Origin of the sequence: Flavobacterium petrolei (genome assembly GCF_003314435.2) — a bacterium.
Taxonomy (GTDB): Bacteria; Bacteroidota; Bacteroidia; order Flavobacteriales; family Flavobacteriaceae; genus Flavobacterium; species Flavobacterium petrolei.
Genome location: NZ_QNVY02000004.1, coordinates 151,603 through 168,678 on the forward strand (window position 1 = coordinate 151,603; position 17,076 = coordinate 168,678).

The window sequence follows — 17,076 nt, forward strand, 5'->3', positions numbered from 1 at the left end:
TTGTTTGTTAAATTTCTAGATTTTTATTTTCAGCCAGTAAAACAGCTCTGACACTTTTGTGTTTTTTTAGTAATTCAGAAGCTAATTTCTCGTCAATGTGCAGTTCTTCTACAATCATTTCGACACCTCTTTGTACTAGTTTTTTATTAGACAATTGCATGTCAATCATTTTGTTGCCATAAATACGCCCTAGTTTAATCATAACAGATGTTGATATCATGTTTAATACTAATTTTTGAGATGTTCCAGCTTTCATCCTGGTACTTCCGGTAAGGAATTCTGGACCTACTATCAATTCAATAGGATAATCAGCCTGTTTCGAAATTAGACTATCACTATTACAGGAAATACTTCCAGTTGCGATATTGTTTTCTTTTGCTTTTTTTAATCCGCCAATAACATAAGGAGTATTTCCTGAAGCAGCAATTCCTACAACCACATCTAAACTCGAAATGTCGTAGGCTGATAAATCTCTCCAGGCTTGATCAATGTCGTCCTCGGCATTTTCTACTGCTTTTCTAATAGCTGAGTCGCCACCTGCAATGATGCCAATAATCCAATTGTCCGGAACTCCAAAAGTTGGCGGACATTCTGAAGCATCAAGAATACCGATTCTTCCTGATGTACCGGCACCGATATAAAAAAGCCTTCCACCAAGTTTCATTTTAGATACAATTATATCAACCAATTTTTCAATATTTGGAATTTGTTTACCTATTATATCTGCTACTTTTTTATCTTCATTATTTATGTTAGAGAGTAGTTCATTAGTACTCATTTTATCTAAGTTCGAATAGAGCGATTCTTGTTCTGTATCGGGATTAATTTTTACCATTTCTTATTTTTTACTGATTAGGGATTTTTTATAGGCCAAATTCAATTTCTGTATTTTATTAACAACAGTATCCTGGTTTTATGTGACAATTAACAAGGATTTATTTAATAGATTACATAGTTCATGCGCATTTTTTTAAATGCTGTTAATCCATTTTTCCAACTTTTTCTTATTTTATTTTCTGAAATTCCGCTTTCAATTTGCTGCTGTAATTTTTTTGTCCCAGCAAGTTTTGTGAAAAAAGGATTGAAGAATTTAGTTTTGTCACTGGTATTTTGATAGGCTTTAATTAACCATTTTAGTTCTAATCGAGTTAGTTTAGGGTAAGCCGTTAAATCTTCACCAAAACACTCTTTTCCATTATAAAGTGGGTCTTTGGCTCCGAAATTGGGTTTTGGAGTAAAATTAAAAGTGCTTTTCGTTAAAAAAGGAGAACCATAAATTTGAAATTGTTTTTCGGTTCCGCGGCCCACACTCACATTAGTCCCTTCAAACAAGCACAAACTCGCGTACAGATTTATGGATTGGTCATTTGGTAAATTTGGAGATGGTTTTAGGGGTAAACTATATTCCATTGTTCGATTATAATCAAGACAAGGAATAACGGTTAATTTGCATTGTGCCCCGTTTTTAAGCCATTTTTCTCCATTTATCATTTGCGCATATTCCCCGATTGTCATTCCGTGAAGGAGTGGAATAGGGTGCATGCCTACAAAACTGGTAAATTCTTTTTCTAAAAGTGGACCATCTATGATACTTCCATTAGGATTTGGTCTGTCTAGAATTACAAGAGGAATTCCGTTTTCTGCGCAGGCTTCCATGACATAATGCAAAGATGAAATGTAGGTGTAGAAACGTGCTCCAACATCTTGTAAATCAAACAACATAATGTCAATTCCAACTAATTGTATTGCTTTTGGTTTTTTGTTATCACCATAAAGAGAAATAATTGAGAGTCCGGTTTTGGCATCTTTTCCATCAACGACATGTTCACCGGCATCAGCAGTTCCTCTAAACCCGTGTTCAGGAGCAAAAATGGTTTGGATGGCTATTTTTTTTTCTAATAAAAAATCTACCAGATGTATTTTGTTTGTCAGAATCCCAGTCTGATTGGTAACAATTCCAACCTTTTTGTTTTGTAATAAAGGCAGGTATTTTTCATAATTATCAGCGCCTGTTTTAATTTTTACAGAATCAATTGAGATTCTATTCTTTACACTGTTATCTTCTGAATGAGAATAGCAACTGATAGTAACCATTAGGATAAAAAAATAAATATTTTTTTTTAAAATAAAATACATTGTAGTGTTTTTTAAAAGTGACGAATTAATAAAATTGCTATTGATTTAAGTACATAAGGAAGTCTGCCATAAATGCAATAGCTTTTTAGTTTAAATAGAAAAATCTATTATTTACTTAGAAAAACATATTTGTACTATGGGCTGACTGAAATTGGTAAACAAAAACCACTTTAGAATTTTCTGAAGTGGTTTTTTGTAAATCTTATTTATTGGTATAAAATGTTATTACCGGAATGTTGATAGTTGCACTAGGCACTCCTGCGGATATTCCTCCAGCATAACCCCTGCAGTAGACGGTATAAATTCTACCTGCTCTTGGAACAAAAATATTAGTTCCTGAATTAGCTTGATTCGCTACAAGAGCTGGAGCGGTTAGCGTTGGGTTGTTTGATGCGGATCCAGCAACGCGCAATTGTAATTGGTAGCCTCTCGTATCAGTAGGATCTTGTGGCTCTATGGCAATGAATTTTTCGTCTCCGCCTTTGAAAGTTATATTCTTATAGGTTTGAATCTCTTTTGTAACTACAGGAGTAACGCCACTGATAGAAGTTGTTTTTATAATTCCCAAATCATAACCCGCTACAGGAGTATTGTTTATGACATTTATAAAGCGAATATACGCTTTGGTTTTGTCCAAATTAGCGACAGATAAATCATCATTGATTTGAAACATTGAATAGCTAACCGGCGTAACTGTTGGTAGTGACCCAATTAAGAAATTGGTGTAGAATTTGCCTTTGTCGGTTACTAGTTTGCCAACAAAACGTTCGACTTCCGCAGTTTGAGGAACAGTTGCAGTAGCAGCAATTAGTGGAGATATAGCACTCAAGGGCTGTTCTCCTGATTTTACCATACTGTAACTCGTCGATGCTGGATATTGCGATCCGTAAGATGTTCCAACGGGAAGACCAACGGTAACGCCAACAGAGGATATTTTCTCTGCTCCAATAAAATAATTCACCTGAAGATTAGTTCCATTTGCACCAATCGCTGCGTGAATAAATTTTACGTTAGAAGTGTTATCAGACGCACTTACTGCGTAAGGAGTGAAATCGTGTTCCTCTCCACAAGATACAACCAGTGCCGCTCCTAAAAGTGGTACAATGGATTTTTTAATAATGTTAAGTATATTTTTCATGTAATACGTTTTATAGTTTTGATAAATTACGGTTTAGAAAACCACATTTCTATTGTATGATAATCCACTTTATCTGCGCCAATTGCTTGTAAAGCCGCAAAATTCCATACATATTCTGAGTTGAATCTTGGACGAACTCGGTATGGTAATTTTCCATTATTATCAACAAATAAGCTAGTTGGGAAAGCCATTGTTTTGTAAATATTTACGTTGTCGTAGCGGTATTTTCGCATATCTGTCCAAGCTTCTAAATTTCCAAAACCAAAAAGAGAAATGTATTTTTGCAGGATGATGTGACTCATTGTTAAGTTAGCTTCAGCCGGAACCACATTTATATTAGCAAGAAAAGTTGATTTTTCTGATGCAGATATAGCAGTTGTGATTGGATAAGTTGTACTACTAATAGTATTTGCATTTACAAAATCGATACTCGCTTCAATTCCTTTTTTGTATGCTGCCAAAGCCATAACTTTATCTCCTTTTTTGAAAGCAGCCTCTGCCTTGATGAATTGAATTTCAGCATAAGTCATGATAGGAAACGATGCTTTATCTCTAAAAATATACCGACCAGGTGTCGTAATACTTCCAGCCAAGAATGTTCCCCAAAGATTAGGAATTCTACTTGGTCCCGTAGTTGAGGAAGCCGTAGTATTCAATGGATTGCCAATAAAAGTATATTTGGTTGGGTCTGGATTTGCCGCCGATGCCGGAGCTGTTTCAGATGTTCCAATAGATGGCGCTAAAATTCTTGACATGCGAGGGTCAATTGCGCCGGTAAAAACATCTCCATTCATAACTCTAACCATAAAATCAGTTTGACGGAATGTTGCAATGTTGTTTCTACCCGGTCCATTGAAATTGCTATCAGCTGACACGGAACCGTTGTAACTAATTAAGGCATTATCTGCATTTGATGCCAAAGATTTGTCGCAGGCTTCAATCACAGCTGTTGGGTTGTAACTAGCTTTATTTATTTGGTTATTCAAATTACGCGCTACTACGCCCCAAGCAAATTTGGTCCATTTAGCTCTATCGCCGTTATACATTTTATCCCCTACAGCTGTGTAAGTACTAGAGACTTTACCATCCGTACGCGCTAAGTCAACAACACCTTCGTTTATCAAACGCAGCACTTCAGCATACACTTGTTCTTGTCCTACATAGTCAAAAGACATACGTTGCGTAAAAGCTTGATCAAAATCAATTAATTCTGAATGATAATCTGTGGCAACTTGCCAGGACCAAGCTCTAATCACTTTTGATATACCGGTAATATCATGACGTTCTTCTGCAACTGCTTTTTCTTGCATTCGGGTCAAATTTAAGCCTATAGAAAAATAGGCCATTTTCCAAATTTCACCACCTGCATCATTATTTGCTGTGTAGCCGTATCTATCCCAATCGTTTCCAGTGGTCGCATTACTGAAATATTGCACGTACCTTCCTAAATAGCGATTGTCAAACTGTAAACCCACAGCCATTTGTTGCTCAATTGGCGGCATTAAAGCTTGGGCAGAAACATCAACTGGAAAACTTGGGTTTTCATTCAAATCTTGCAAGTTGTCACACGAAACTACAGTGGTCAACAGTCCTATTGCAGCTATATATTTTTTTATATTTTTCATTTTCTATAAGTATTAAAATCCTAATTTTACTCCCATGTTCAAACCTCGTGGTGTGGAAACCGTCCCAAAGTCAAAACCAGCTCCTCCAGCTCCTCCAGAAGATGCATTTAATCCATTAACTGCAGGATCTGCGCCTGTATAATTAGTTATCATAAAAGCATCGGTTAAGGTTAGGTTTAACGACAGCGATTTTATAGCTGTTTTTTCTAATTTTTCAGGAGACATTCTGTAACTAATGGTAATGTCTCTCATTCGCAACCAATTAATATCTTTTTCAATAAAGTCAGCATCAACTGCACCAGATCGGTAATATTCATTTTGATAATATGGCGTCACCATTACGTTATTCTGTGTAGGAGTGGCTGAGTTCTCTAGTCCATCTCTTAATATGCCTTGTACAACACGAGGTTGTTCTCTGTCTAAAGTTCTTGTGGAGATTCCATTTTGGTACATCCAAAATTCGGTTCCATTGAAAATATCTCCTCCTTTACGAAGGTCTAGTAACATTGACAAACTTAAATTCTTGTATTTGAAAGTGTTTTGAAAACCAAGTACAAAATCTGGATTTCTATCACCCGCGATAACAAAGTTTGGATTTTTAAGAGGATAACCTGTGCTTGGATCTATTAGTATTTGTCCTGCATTATTTCTTAAATAATCTACAGCTGTTATCGTAGTTAGTGGCCCGCCTACTTTTACACCACCTCGAACATTTCCATAAAGCCAAGTATCAGATAAATAATATTCTGTCACTACTGGTGGAAGATTCAGTAGTTCTGATCGTGTTTTATTAAAATTGGCATTCAAATCCCAAGAAAAATTGGATGTTTTTACTGGAGTGGCGTTCAAGGTGATTTCTAAACCTTCATTTCTTAAGTCTCCAAAATTAGCAGATGTTAAAACGAATCCAGTACCGTAACTTAAACGCATATTTTTTAAGATAGGATCAACTGTTTTGGTGCTATATACGGTTACGTCTAGCCCTATACGATCGTCAAAAAATTTAATTTCTGTACCAAATTCAACAGACTTGCGAAACTCAGGAACTAAATTTGGATTGGCACCTGTTACTCCGTATGCATATCCGCCATTTGTCGTTAACTGTGGTTGATAAATAGGTACTGCGGAATAAGGAGAAGGGATGTTAGCTGCCTCAGCGTAAGAGGCTCTTATTTTTCCATAAGACAATATTCCTTGGTCTTTCAAGCCCGGTAAATTAGAGAACATAAAACTGGTTGAGGCAGAAGGATAAAAGAAAGGATCAGGCAATACTGAAACCCAGTCTTTACGTCCTGTCAACGATAAATAAACAATCTTGTCATAATCAAAATTTACCTCTGTAAAGAAACCTACGATTCTACTTTGAATGATTCTTTCTTGTGATCTTTGTGTTGTAGCTTCGGTATTATTAATAGAATTAAAATTTGGATCAAAATACTTGTTTCCGGATGTAGATAAAATTCTAAAATAGTTGTCATTAATTGCATTACCAAGCAAAATTTTAGTATTGAATTTTCCGAAAGATTTTTGGGCAGTTGCCAAGAAAGTCGTATTCAAGTTACTAGTGCTGTTATAGTACGTTTCTATGAAACCTCCTGTTGCTATTCCACCAGCTGATTCTGGATGAATTGCTCTATATCCTTGACCTGAATTTACATCCCAACCTGCACGAGCTGTAAAATTTAACCATTCTGTTGGATCATATATTAATCCAACATTGGTAACAAAACGGTTGTTGAAATCCTCAGATAAGTTCTTGTTTACATCCCAAAATGGGTTGTCAGTTTCAGTATCCAGCGCTCCGGAAGTAATTTTCCTTCTTGATCCATCAGTATTCAAATAATTACGTACATCATCATTTTGAGGCCAGCCCAATAGTGTTAATAAATACCCATTACTACCAGTTAGTGAACCTGATCCACCTTTTGATGCTTTTTGATTTTCCGATTTAGTAAAACTAAAGGTCCCTTCTGATTTAAATTTAGGTGAAATTTTTGCTGTTGCATTTAAGCTAGCGTTTAATCGGTTATATGATGTATTAGGTGTAACGCCTTCTTGATCTAAATTACTTAACGACAATCTATATGAAGTCGTTTCTGTGCCTGCTTCAAGCGACAAGTTGTGTGTTGTAGATGTTCCTACTTTGAAAAAATTATTAACATTGTCATAGAATTTTGTACCTGGAGCAAAAGCTTCTCCTAATTGTCTTCTGTAATCAGTATTAGTTATTCCGTCAGCACCTCTTTGATATACGGATTGAGTTTCAGGGAAACGGTAGACTTGATCTAGTCTTGTATTGGTAGAGTAAGTAACTCTTCCCACTCCTTTTTTTCCTTTTTTAGTTGTAATTACGATAGCTCCGTTACCTGCTTGCATACCATAAAGCGCAGCAGCTTCCGGACCTTTAAGAATCGTTATCGATTCAATATCTTCAGGGTTGATATCAGCACCTCTATTAGTATAGTCTTGATTTCTATTGGGAGCATTTGAGATCATCAAACCTTGGTCCAGAGTTTCATTACTTACCGGCAAACCGTCCACAATATATAAAGGTGAATTGTTTCCACTCAAAGAGTTTACACCTCTTAATTGTATAGCTGCAGAAGCTCCAGGGGCTCCAGTAGTACTAGTCACTGTAAGACCAGCAATACGACCTTGCAGCGCGTTGGCAAAATTCGCACGTTGTGTATCTGCGATTTCTTGTCCTTTAACCGCTTGTGCGGAATATCCTAAGGAGGATTTGTCTAAAGTTCTACCCATCGATCCTATGATAACAACTTCTTTTAAGCTTTCAACACTTTCATTTAAAACTACATTCATTGATGAGCCTGTAACCTGTATTTCTTTGGTTTCAAAACCAATATAACTGAAGCTAAGTATTTGTCCAGAAGATATCGAAATACTATAATTTCCATCAAAATCAGTGGTGCTACTTTTAGTAGTACCTTTAATGAGTACTGTAGCTCCGGGTATAGGAATTCCGTCCGCTTTGTTTTTAACAGTTCCAGTAATTGTTTTCGTTTGTCCCAATGTAACTTGGACGAACAAAACCAATAACGAAATAAGGAATAATTTCTTCATAATTATTTTTGGTTTTATGGTTGTTGAACAAATATATTTATTTAATGCATATAAATGCGATATTTTGTTATGTTTTTTTAAAATACATGCTAAATTATGCAAAAAAATGCATTTTTTATTTAGATAAAGGATAAATTATGGTAAATCAATGATTTGATTGCAATAGTCTCTTGCGGCTGATGGTGTATCTTTACATTTGAATAGAAATATTTAATATATTTGTACTCAATTTTTAATTTTAAAAGTATGCTGAAAGCCGAACGACATAAATACATAATGACTAAACTTATTGAAGATCAGAAGGTCATTACGGCTGATTTGGCTTTAGATCTCGATTTGTCAGAAGATACCATACGAAGAGATTTAAATGATTTAGATGACAAGAATTTACTCAAGAAGGTTTATGGAGGGGCGATACAGACAGTCGAAAAACCTAGTGATGTTTTCGATATTGTCATAACAGCTGAGGAAGAAAAGAGAAAAATTGTCTCTAAAGCATTGTCTTTGTTGCATGATGGACAGGTAATTATAATGAGTGGAGGAAGTACGAATTTGGTTTTCGCTAAATTGATTCCTTCGGAGTTAAAAGCTACTATATATACGTATAGTTTACCTATAGCAATGCAATTATCGCAGCATCCCAATATAGATTTAATATTTATTGGTGGGAAAATGCAGAAAAACGCAATGGTTACCATAGGAATGGATGTGATTCAAGTTTTATCAAAGATTAAAGCAGATATTTGTTTTATCGGAGCCAGCAGTATTAATGTAAAACAAGGTTTGACAGAAGTGGGTTATGAGGTTTCTATAGTCAAAAAAGCAATGATTGACTCTTCCGATAAAGTGATTTCTATGTTTGCTTCTCATAAATTAAATACTAAAATGCCACATATTGTATGTGATTTCAATCAGTTAGATACCATTGTTACGGATTTAGATCCAGAAGATTCAAGGTTAGACGAATATAGAAAATTAGGAGTTTTTATATTATAATTTTAAATCCACTATAAAATGCATTATTTTGCGTTATTTAAATTTATTTTCGCTAAATAACGCAAAATAAAATATTTGTTTTGTTTTTTAGTTATATTTGTTAAACTAATTATTTAACCAAAAAATATAGTATGAAAACAAATACTTCTTTGACTTACGACATACCTGGAAAATTTGAAGAAACTCGATTTGAAAAAAATCATAATGTGATTTTTAAAAGTTCTATAGAAGCTTCAAAGGTCGTTGCTCAGGAAATCGCAGCATTAATCAAATCGAAACAAACCCAAAATCAACCATGTGTACTTGGATTGGCGACTGGTTCTTCACCTATTAAAGTATATGAGGAATTGGTTCGAATGCACAAAGAGGACGGTCTTAGTTTTCATAATGTTATTACTTTCAATCTGGACGAGTATTATCCTATGACTAAAGAAAACCGCCAAAGCTATCATTACTTTATGCATCAGCATTTGTTTAATCATATTGATATTAAACCTGAAAATATCAATATTCCAGATGGAACAATTGTATTAGAGGACTTGAATCAATATTGTATTGATTACGAAGCAAAAATAAAAAATGCAGGAGGAATTGATTTTCAGCTTTTAGGAATTGGTCGTACCGGACACGTAGGTTTTAATGAACCTGGTTCTCATATTAATTCCGGAACCAGAATTATAACATTAGACCACATAACCAGAGTTGATGCTTCTTCTGATTTTAATGGTATTGATAATGTTCCTAAAAGAGCTATTACCATGGGAGTTTCAACTATTCTTAAGTCTAAAAGAATTGTTTTAATGGCTTGGGGTCAAAATAAAGCGACTGTTATTAAGAAGACAATCCAAGGCGAAATCACATCAGAAGTTCCTGCTACTTTTTTACAGAATCATTCGAATGCTACTTTTGTTTTAGACCAATTTGCGGCTTCTGAATTAACACGATTTGAAACTCCATGGCTCGTTGGTGAATGTGTTTGGACACAAGAATTAAAAAGTAAAGCAATTATTTGGCTTTGCAAAGAAACAAAACAATCCATATTAAAACTTACCGACAGGGATTACAATAATAATGGTATGTCAGATCTTTTAGCACAAGAAGGTTCGGCTTATGATTTGAATATTAATATGTTTAATGTTTTGCAGCATACCATAACGGGCTGGCCGGGAGGAAAACCCAATACTGATGATTCTCACAGACCCGAAAGAGCTAATCCTGCCAAAAAAAGAGTTATTCTTTTTAGTCCACATCCAGATGATGATGTAATTTCAATGGGAGGGACATTTTCTAAATTAATAAAACAAGGACATGACGTACATGTTGTGTATCAAACTTCCGGAAACATAGCAGTTACAGATGATGAAGCATTAAAATTTGCTGAAGTATGTCGTGATTTTATCGGTAAGGAGAACAGTGAAATTAATTTTTCATCGGTTATTAATTTTCTAAATAATAAGACCGAAAACCAAGTTGATTCTTTGGAAGTTCGAAAATTAAAAGGGCTTATAAGACGACGTGAATCGTATGCTGCTACCAGATACATAGGTTTAAATGATGAAAAAACACACTTTTTAGACCTACCTTTTTACGAAACAGGACAAATAAAGAAAAACCCTTTAGGTCTGGATGATATTGCTATCGTCAAAGATATTATTGCCAAAATAAAGCCTCATCAAGTTTTTGCTGCTGGCGATTTAGCAGATCCGCACGGCACTCATGAAGTATGTTTGAATGCTATATTCGAGGCAATGAAACAATTAAAATCAGAATCTTTTATGAACGATTGTTGGTTGTGGTTGTATAGAGGTGCTTGGCATGAATGGGATATTCACGAGATAGATATGGCTGTGCCTTTGAGTCCAGACGAAGTAACCATTAAAAGACACGCCATTTTGTATCATCAATCTCAAAAAGACAGAGTGATGTTTCAAGGAAATGATTCTAGAGAATTTTGGGTAAGAGCTGAGGAGCGTAATAAAAATACGGCAAAACTTTATGATGATTTAGGTTTAGCCGAGTATGAGGCAATTGAGGCATTTAAACGTTTTGATTATTAGAAAATTTGAATATCCTAAATATTACAATGATTGATTTAGATTTTGTATTCACGTTTTGCAAGAGTCTTCGGTTTAAATAAAATTTTAGTAAACTGAAGACTCTTGCGAAAAGTGTCAATCAGAATGTGTGATATTTTATTCTTTATAAACAACAGCAATTTACGCCACTACATGTCAATCACGCCTCAGTTAGAACAATTATCCCAGTCATTAGAAGGAACACTTTTTTATGATAATCTCCATAAAACATTGTACGCCACAGATGCTTCCGCGTATCGAATTATGCCAGTTGCTGTAGCGATTCCAAAATCAGAGGATGATATTGTCAAAATTATTCGCTTTGCAGCAAAAAATAAAATTTCAATTACGCCCAGAACTGCTGGAACTTCCTTAGCTGGTCAAACGGTAGGTAATGGAATAATTGTGGATGTTTCGAAACATTTCACTAAGATTGTCGCTTTTGATTCTGCACAAAAAACGGTTACCGTGCAGCCGGGAGTAATTCGGGATGAACTGAATTTGTATTTAAAAGAACACGGATTGTTTTTTGGACCCAATACTTCCACCTCAAATCGCTGTATGATAGGAGGGATGGTAGGCAATAATTCGTCGGGAACTACTTCTATTAGGTACGGAGTGACCCGCGATAAAATAGTGGAAATCAAAGCGATTTTGAGTGATGGGACTTTGGCAGTATTTAAAGAAATAACTTCAGCGGAATTCATTGAAAAAACAAAAGGGAACACGCTTGAAAGCTCTATTTACAAGACCATTTATGAGGAACTTTCGAATACAGAAAACCAAAAAGAGATTATAAAGGAATTTCCGAAACCTGAAATTCACAGAAGAAATACTGGATACGCGATTGATTTATTATTGAAATCGGAACTTTTTGGAGGAACCGAAAACACAATAAATCTAGGGAAACTCCTTTGCGGAAGCGAAGGAACGCTAGCTTTTACCACTGAAATTACACTAAAAGCAGATCATGTACCGCCAACATATAATGTGATGGTGGTTGCTCATTTTCATACGATTCAGGAAAGTTTGGAAGCTGTAGTTACAGCGATGAAACATCATTTATATACCTGCGAAATGATGGATGATACGATATTGAATTGTACCAAAACCAACAGAGAGCAAGCTAAAAACAGATTTTTTATTCAAGGGGAACCAAAAGCGGTTATTATGCTCGAAGTGGCGTCGCATAACAGTCTGGAAGATGCCGAAAGACAAGCTAATGATTTAATAGCCGATTTGGAAAGAAACAATTTTGGGTATGCTTTACCAAAAATTTATGGTTCAGATATTGATAAAATAAATGAGTTGCGAAAAGCAGGTCTCGGACTTTTGGGAAGTATTGTTGGTGATAATAAAGCGGCAGATTCTATTGAAGATACCGCAGTTGAGTTGAGTGATTTACCCAATTATATTGCCCAATTCTCTGCCATGATGGAGCGTCACGGTCAGAGCGCGATTTATTATGCGCATGCCGGTGCCGGAGAATTGCATTTGAGACCAGTTTTAAACTTAAAAACAACAGAGGGATTACACCAATTTAGAAACATCGCAACCGAAGTTGCTATTTTGGTCAAAAAATACAGAGGATCCTTGAGTGGAGAGCACGGAGACGGAATTGTGCGTGGTGAGTTTTTGCCTTTTATGATTGGGGATAAGAATTATGAATTATTAAAAAGAATCAAACATGCCTTTGATCCTAATACCATTTTGAATGTAGGGAAAATTGTAAACGCTTTCAAAATGGATGAAAACCTCCGGGTGGAAGCAGGAAGATTGGAACCGGAAATACAAACAATTCAGAATTTTTCGGATAGTATGGGAATTTTGCGTGCCGCGGAAAAATGCAATGGCTCCGGTGATTGCAGAAAATTACCTTCGGCTGGCGGAACTTTGTGTCCCAGTTATCGCGCTACCCGAAATGAAAAAGATACGACTCGCGCCAGAGCTAATGTGCTGCGGGAATACCTTACACATTCAGAGAAAGACAACAAATTCGACCACGAAGAATTATATAAGGTATTTGAGTTGTGTGTGAGTTGCAAAGCTTGTGCCAGCGAATGTCCCAGTAATGTGGATGTAGCAGCTTTAAAATCAGAGTTTTTATACCAATATCAAAAAGCAAATGGATTTTCATGGCGCAATAAAATATTTGCTTTTAATGCGAAACTGAATGGATTGGGCAGTATCACTCCGAAGTTTACGAATTTTATGGTGAATTTGCCTTTGGTGAAAAAAAGCATGGGAATTGCTTCTAAAAGAGAAGTGCCGCTTTTGGCCCCAAAGACGTTTAGAAAATGGTACGAGAAAAATTGGAATCAGGCGCCAAGTGATTCTTTTGTAAACGGAAAAGTATGTTTGTTTTGTGATGAGTTTACTAATTATTATGATGTATCGGTTGGAATTGATGCGTATGAATTATTGACAGCATTAGGATACGAAGTAATTCTGGTGAACCATGAAGAAAGCGGAAGAGCTTTTATTTCGAAAGGGTTTCTCGAAGAAGCAAAAGCAATTGCGAATATAAATATTGAAATTTTCTCGAATTATAGTACTGCTGATTTTCCCTTGATAGGAATAGAACCTTCGGCAATATTGACCTTTAGGGACGAATACATTCGATTGGCAGATGATAAAGAAGGTGCCGAAAAATTAGCCAAAAATGTATTTACGATTGAAGAGTTTTTCAAAAATGAAATTACTAAAGGTAAAATTCATGCAGAGCAATTTTCTGAAGAAGAGAAAACAATAAAAATTCACGGACATTGCCATCAAAAGTCATTGAGTACGATGGAAGCGACTTTTGCGATGTTGAATGTACCCAAAAACAGTTCAGTTACCATTTATAATTCGGGATGTTGCGGTATGGCAGGATCTTTTGGATATGAAAAAGAACATTATGAAATCAGCATGCAAATGGGCGAAGATACGTTGTTTCCAAAAATTAGAGCAACTGAACCGACGACGGCTATTGCTGCTGCGGGAACCAGTTGTCGCCACCAGATTTTTGACGGAACCAGTAGAAAAGCGTTGCATCCAGTGACCATTTTAAGGAGTTGTTTGAAGTAAATTTTTTCGAATATAATTTGATTTTTTCTTGCCTATTCTGAGTGGGTTTTTAAAGTATTCAAGTTGAACCATGTTATGTTTCTATAAAAAAAATATAGGAGTGTTTAATAGTTCCCGATAAATATACAAGGCATTAAAAACTTTAATTGTTTATCTCATTCATCGTTATAGCGGAAATTATGCACTGGGATAAAAATTTTTAAAAGGGTTTGACGACTGGCAGATAAATATGGTTTTACAGTTATTAGTATTGACAGAAATTAATTAGGTTGGTAATTTAGTAGTGTAATCGATGTAAATTTTAAATATGAAAGCTATATATTCGATGAATTAGTTTCTTTTACAAGCAAATTTTAAAAATAGCATTTATGACATTACAGCTTTGAGTCAAACACAAACCTAAAGCATCCCAATAGAATTTATAACAAAATAATAAAGATAAAAAGATGAAAAAAAGTATGCTACTACTTGCAGTTTTCTTGACTTCCTTGAATGCGTTACAGGCTCAGAAACTGGATATAATTCCAAGGCCCGTAAAAATAGAACAAAAAGAAGAAGTGTTTGTAATTCCTTCATCAGTGCAAATTATTGTTGACAAAAAATTACAGAAAAGTACTGATTATATAGGAAGCAATTTTTTGAAAAATACAGGTATTGTTCCGATGGTATCTATTGGAAACAAGCATAAAAAAAATGCAATAGTATTTCTGGTAGATGAAAAAATAGATCTTCCAAAAGATGGTTATGAATTGAGCGTAACTAAAAAAGGAGTTAGTGTAAAAGGAAAATCTCCAAACGGAGTTCTGAATGGTTTTCAAACCTTCTTACAAATTTGCTCCGCAAAAGAGGTGCAAAAAGGAACAATTCCAGTCGTAAAAATAGAAGATTATCCTCGTTTTGAATGGCGAGGAATGATGCTTGACGTTTCAAGGCAGTTTTTTGATAAACAAACCGTCAAAAATTATATTGACTGGCTGGCAGCACATAAAATGAATATTTTTCATTGGCATCTTACAGATGATAATGGTTGGAGAGCCGAAATCAAATCAATGCCGGATTTGACTTTAAAAGGAGCTTGGAGAGGCCCAGGAGAAGCATTGTTACCATCATACGGTTCTGGAAATAAACGGTATGGTGGTTATTATACTCAAGACGACATCAAAGATGTGGTGGCCTATGCCTCAGATCGTGGAGTTTCTATTATGCCCGAAATTGAAATCCCAGGACATTCTCGCGCAGTAACGGCGGCTTATCCAGAAATTGGTTGTGTTACAACTCAGGAAACAAAAAGTGTTCAAGGGGAAGTGAAAAATGTATGGTGTGTAGGTCGTGAAGAAAATTATCAAATTTTAGATTCTATTATTAGAGAATTTAAGGAAATGTTTCCTTTTGAATACATCCATGTTGCAGGAGACGAAGTTAATAGAGCTAATTGGGAACAATGCGCAAAATGTAAAGCTTTGATGGAAAAAGAAGGGTATACAGATACTTTTCAACTTCAGAATTATTTCTTTAAGCGTGTTGAAAAAATCGTAGAAAAATATAACAGAAAAACTGCGGGTTGGAACGAAATACTTAAAGGAGGAGAGATGAATCCGAATATAGAAATTTTTGCATGGCAAGGCATAGGTTACGGAATAGAATCTGCTAAAAAAGGACATCGAACAGTTATGATTCCGGGGCAATATACTTATTTTGATATGGCACAATCTGAAAATGAACGTGGTCATCGCTGGGCTGCCATTACAGATACAAAAAGAGTTTATTCGTTTGAACCCATTCCTGAAAGCAATCTAACATCCGAGCAGCAAAAATTGATAAAAGGAGTTCAAGGTGCTTTATGGAGCGAGTATCTTGATCGTCCGACACGATTTATGGAATACCAAAGTTATCCAAGAATTAGTGCCTTGTCAGAAATTGCTTGGTCTAAAAAAGAAGATAAAAATTGGGATGATTTTTATGGAAGATTAACCAATAGTCATTTACAGCGTTTGGTTAATATGGGAATTGCTTTTAGAGATTTCCCTCCTTCCGCAACTTATAAAAGCGGGATCATTACAGTGACACAGCCTTATGAAGGAGCTGTTGTACGCTATGATGCGCAAGGAAATGAACCTACAATACTATCTCCTTTATATACAAACCCAATTCAAACAAAGAGTTACGAGAAATACCGGTTTCGTACTTTTTTTAATGAAGATTCAGCAAGTCCTGCTGTAAAAGTAGAGAAACTACCAGTTGCAAGCTGGAATACGGCTCAAGTAGAAACTTTGACTATTTCGGAGAATATTTCCGAAAATGTTGATAAAAATGGGATTTGGTACCTAACTTTCAATCCTACAACTGATGCAGCTACTAGTGGGATCGTTAGAACAGTTTCACTTTTTGAAAATGATAAATTGATACAAACATATCCAGAAGAAAAAACACTGAAATCAAAACCACGCCTGCGGTTTTTGATTGAAAATTATAGCGAAAAAAGCAATTATCGTTTGGAGTTTATTGTTGATAATAAAGAAGTAAAGGAATCTTCTGCTACGGTAAATTTCAATTGTTCACCGTATCAGGAACCTGAAGTAAAAGTTACCTCATCGATGGCTGAAAATCCTAAATTTCCACTTTCAAAATTAGAGGATTATAACATAGAGACTTATTTACGTACCGATGTTCCGTGTGTAAGTGGAGACTGGATTTTATACACTTTCGCCAAACCTGTTGCTTCTTCTAAAATTGATGTGTTAACTGGAATTCCCCACCAACCAAGATTTATTGTTAATGATGGTTATGTTGAATATTCATATAACGGTGTAGATTTTGAAAAAGGAGATGTTTTTGATTACGGAAATGCATCAATTTATCCAAAACAACCAGTAAAGGCAGTTAGGATTATAATCACAGGGACAAACAACGAATCTCTTATGGCTTCCCAGGATCTGAGAATTAATCCTTAAAAAAA

The 17,076-nt window shown here is 35.4% G+C and carries 9 protein-coding genes; 4 read left to right on the forward strand and 5 right to left on the reverse strand.

The window, feature by feature from the left end; all coding sequences use genetic code 11:
* Positions 1-7: 7 nt before the first annotated feature.
* The 5 genes from murQ to DR871_RS12470 form a co-directional block, all read right to left on the reverse strand.
* Positions 8-835 (reverse strand): N-acetylmuramic acid 6-phosphate etherase, encoded by an 828-nt coding sequence (murQ, locus tag DR871_RS12450; RefSeq protein ID WP_113666590.1) that lies wholly within the window; start codon positions 833-835, stop codon positions 8-10.
* A 104-nt stretch (positions 836-939) separates the two neighbouring features.
* Positions 940-2,136 (reverse strand): exo-beta-N-acetylmuramidase NamZ family protein, encoded by a 1,197-nt coding sequence (locus DR871_RS12455; protein ID WP_165355335.1) that lies wholly within the window; start codon positions 2,134-2,136, stop codon positions 940-942.
* Positions 2,137-2,338: 202 nt separating this feature from the next.
* Entirely contained in the window at positions 2,339-3,274 is a 936-nt protein-coding gene (locus tag DR871_RS12460; RefSeq protein WP_113666589.1) for a DUF4397 domain-containing protein, read from the reverse strand.
* A gap of 26 nt (positions 3,275-3,300) precedes the next feature.
* The gene (locus DR871_RS12465) at positions 3,301-4,899 is read right to left on the reverse strand and encodes a SusD/RagB family nutrient-binding outer membrane lipoprotein (RefSeq protein ID WP_113666588.1); all 1,599 of its coding nucleotides are present in this window, start codon (positions 4,897-4,899) and stop codon (positions 3,301-3,303) included.
* Between the two features lie 12 nt (positions 4,900-4,911).
* Positions 4,912-7,980, reverse strand: a complete 3,069-nt coding sequence (locus DR871_RS12470; protein WP_113666587.1) for a SusC/RagA family TonB-linked outer membrane protein — start codon at positions 7,978-7,980, stop codon at positions 4,912-4,914.
* 246 nt (positions 7,981-8,226) lie between these two features.
* Between DR871_RS12470 and DR871_RS12475 the strand changes: the two genes are divergently transcribed.
* The 4 genes from DR871_RS12475 to DR871_RS12490 all read left to right on the forward strand — a co-directional run bounded on the left by DR871_RS12475 (position 8,227) and on the right by DR871_RS12490 (position 17,071).
* Positions 8,227-8,976 carry a DeoR/GlpR family DNA-binding transcription regulator gene (locus tag DR871_RS12475; protein ID WP_113666586.1) on the forward strand — a complete coding sequence of 250 codons (750 nt, stop codon included), beginning with the start codon at positions 8,227-8,229 and terminating at the stop codon, positions 8,974-8,976.
* Between the two features lie 131 nt (positions 8,977-9,107).
* Positions 9,108-11,033, forward strand: coding sequence for a glucosamine-6-phosphate deaminase (nagB, locus tag DR871_RS12480; protein ID WP_113666585.1), 1,926 nt, complete (start codon positions 9,108-9,110; stop codon positions 11,031-11,033).
* 171 nt (positions 11,034-11,204) lie between these two features.
* Complete coding sequence (locus tag DR871_RS12485; protein WP_113666584.1) at positions 11,205-14,120, forward strand: FAD-binding and (Fe-S)-binding domain-containing protein; 2,916 nt, start codon at positions 11,205-11,207, stop codon at positions 14,118-14,120.
* Positions 14,121-14,566: 446 nt separating this feature from the next.
* On the forward strand, positions 14,567-17,071 hold the full coding sequence (locus DR871_RS12490; RefSeq protein WP_113666583.1) for a beta-N-acetylhexosaminidase: 2,505 nt from the start codon (positions 14,567-14,569) through the stop codon (positions 17,069-17,071).
* Positions 17,072-17,076 lie beyond the last annotated feature (5 nt).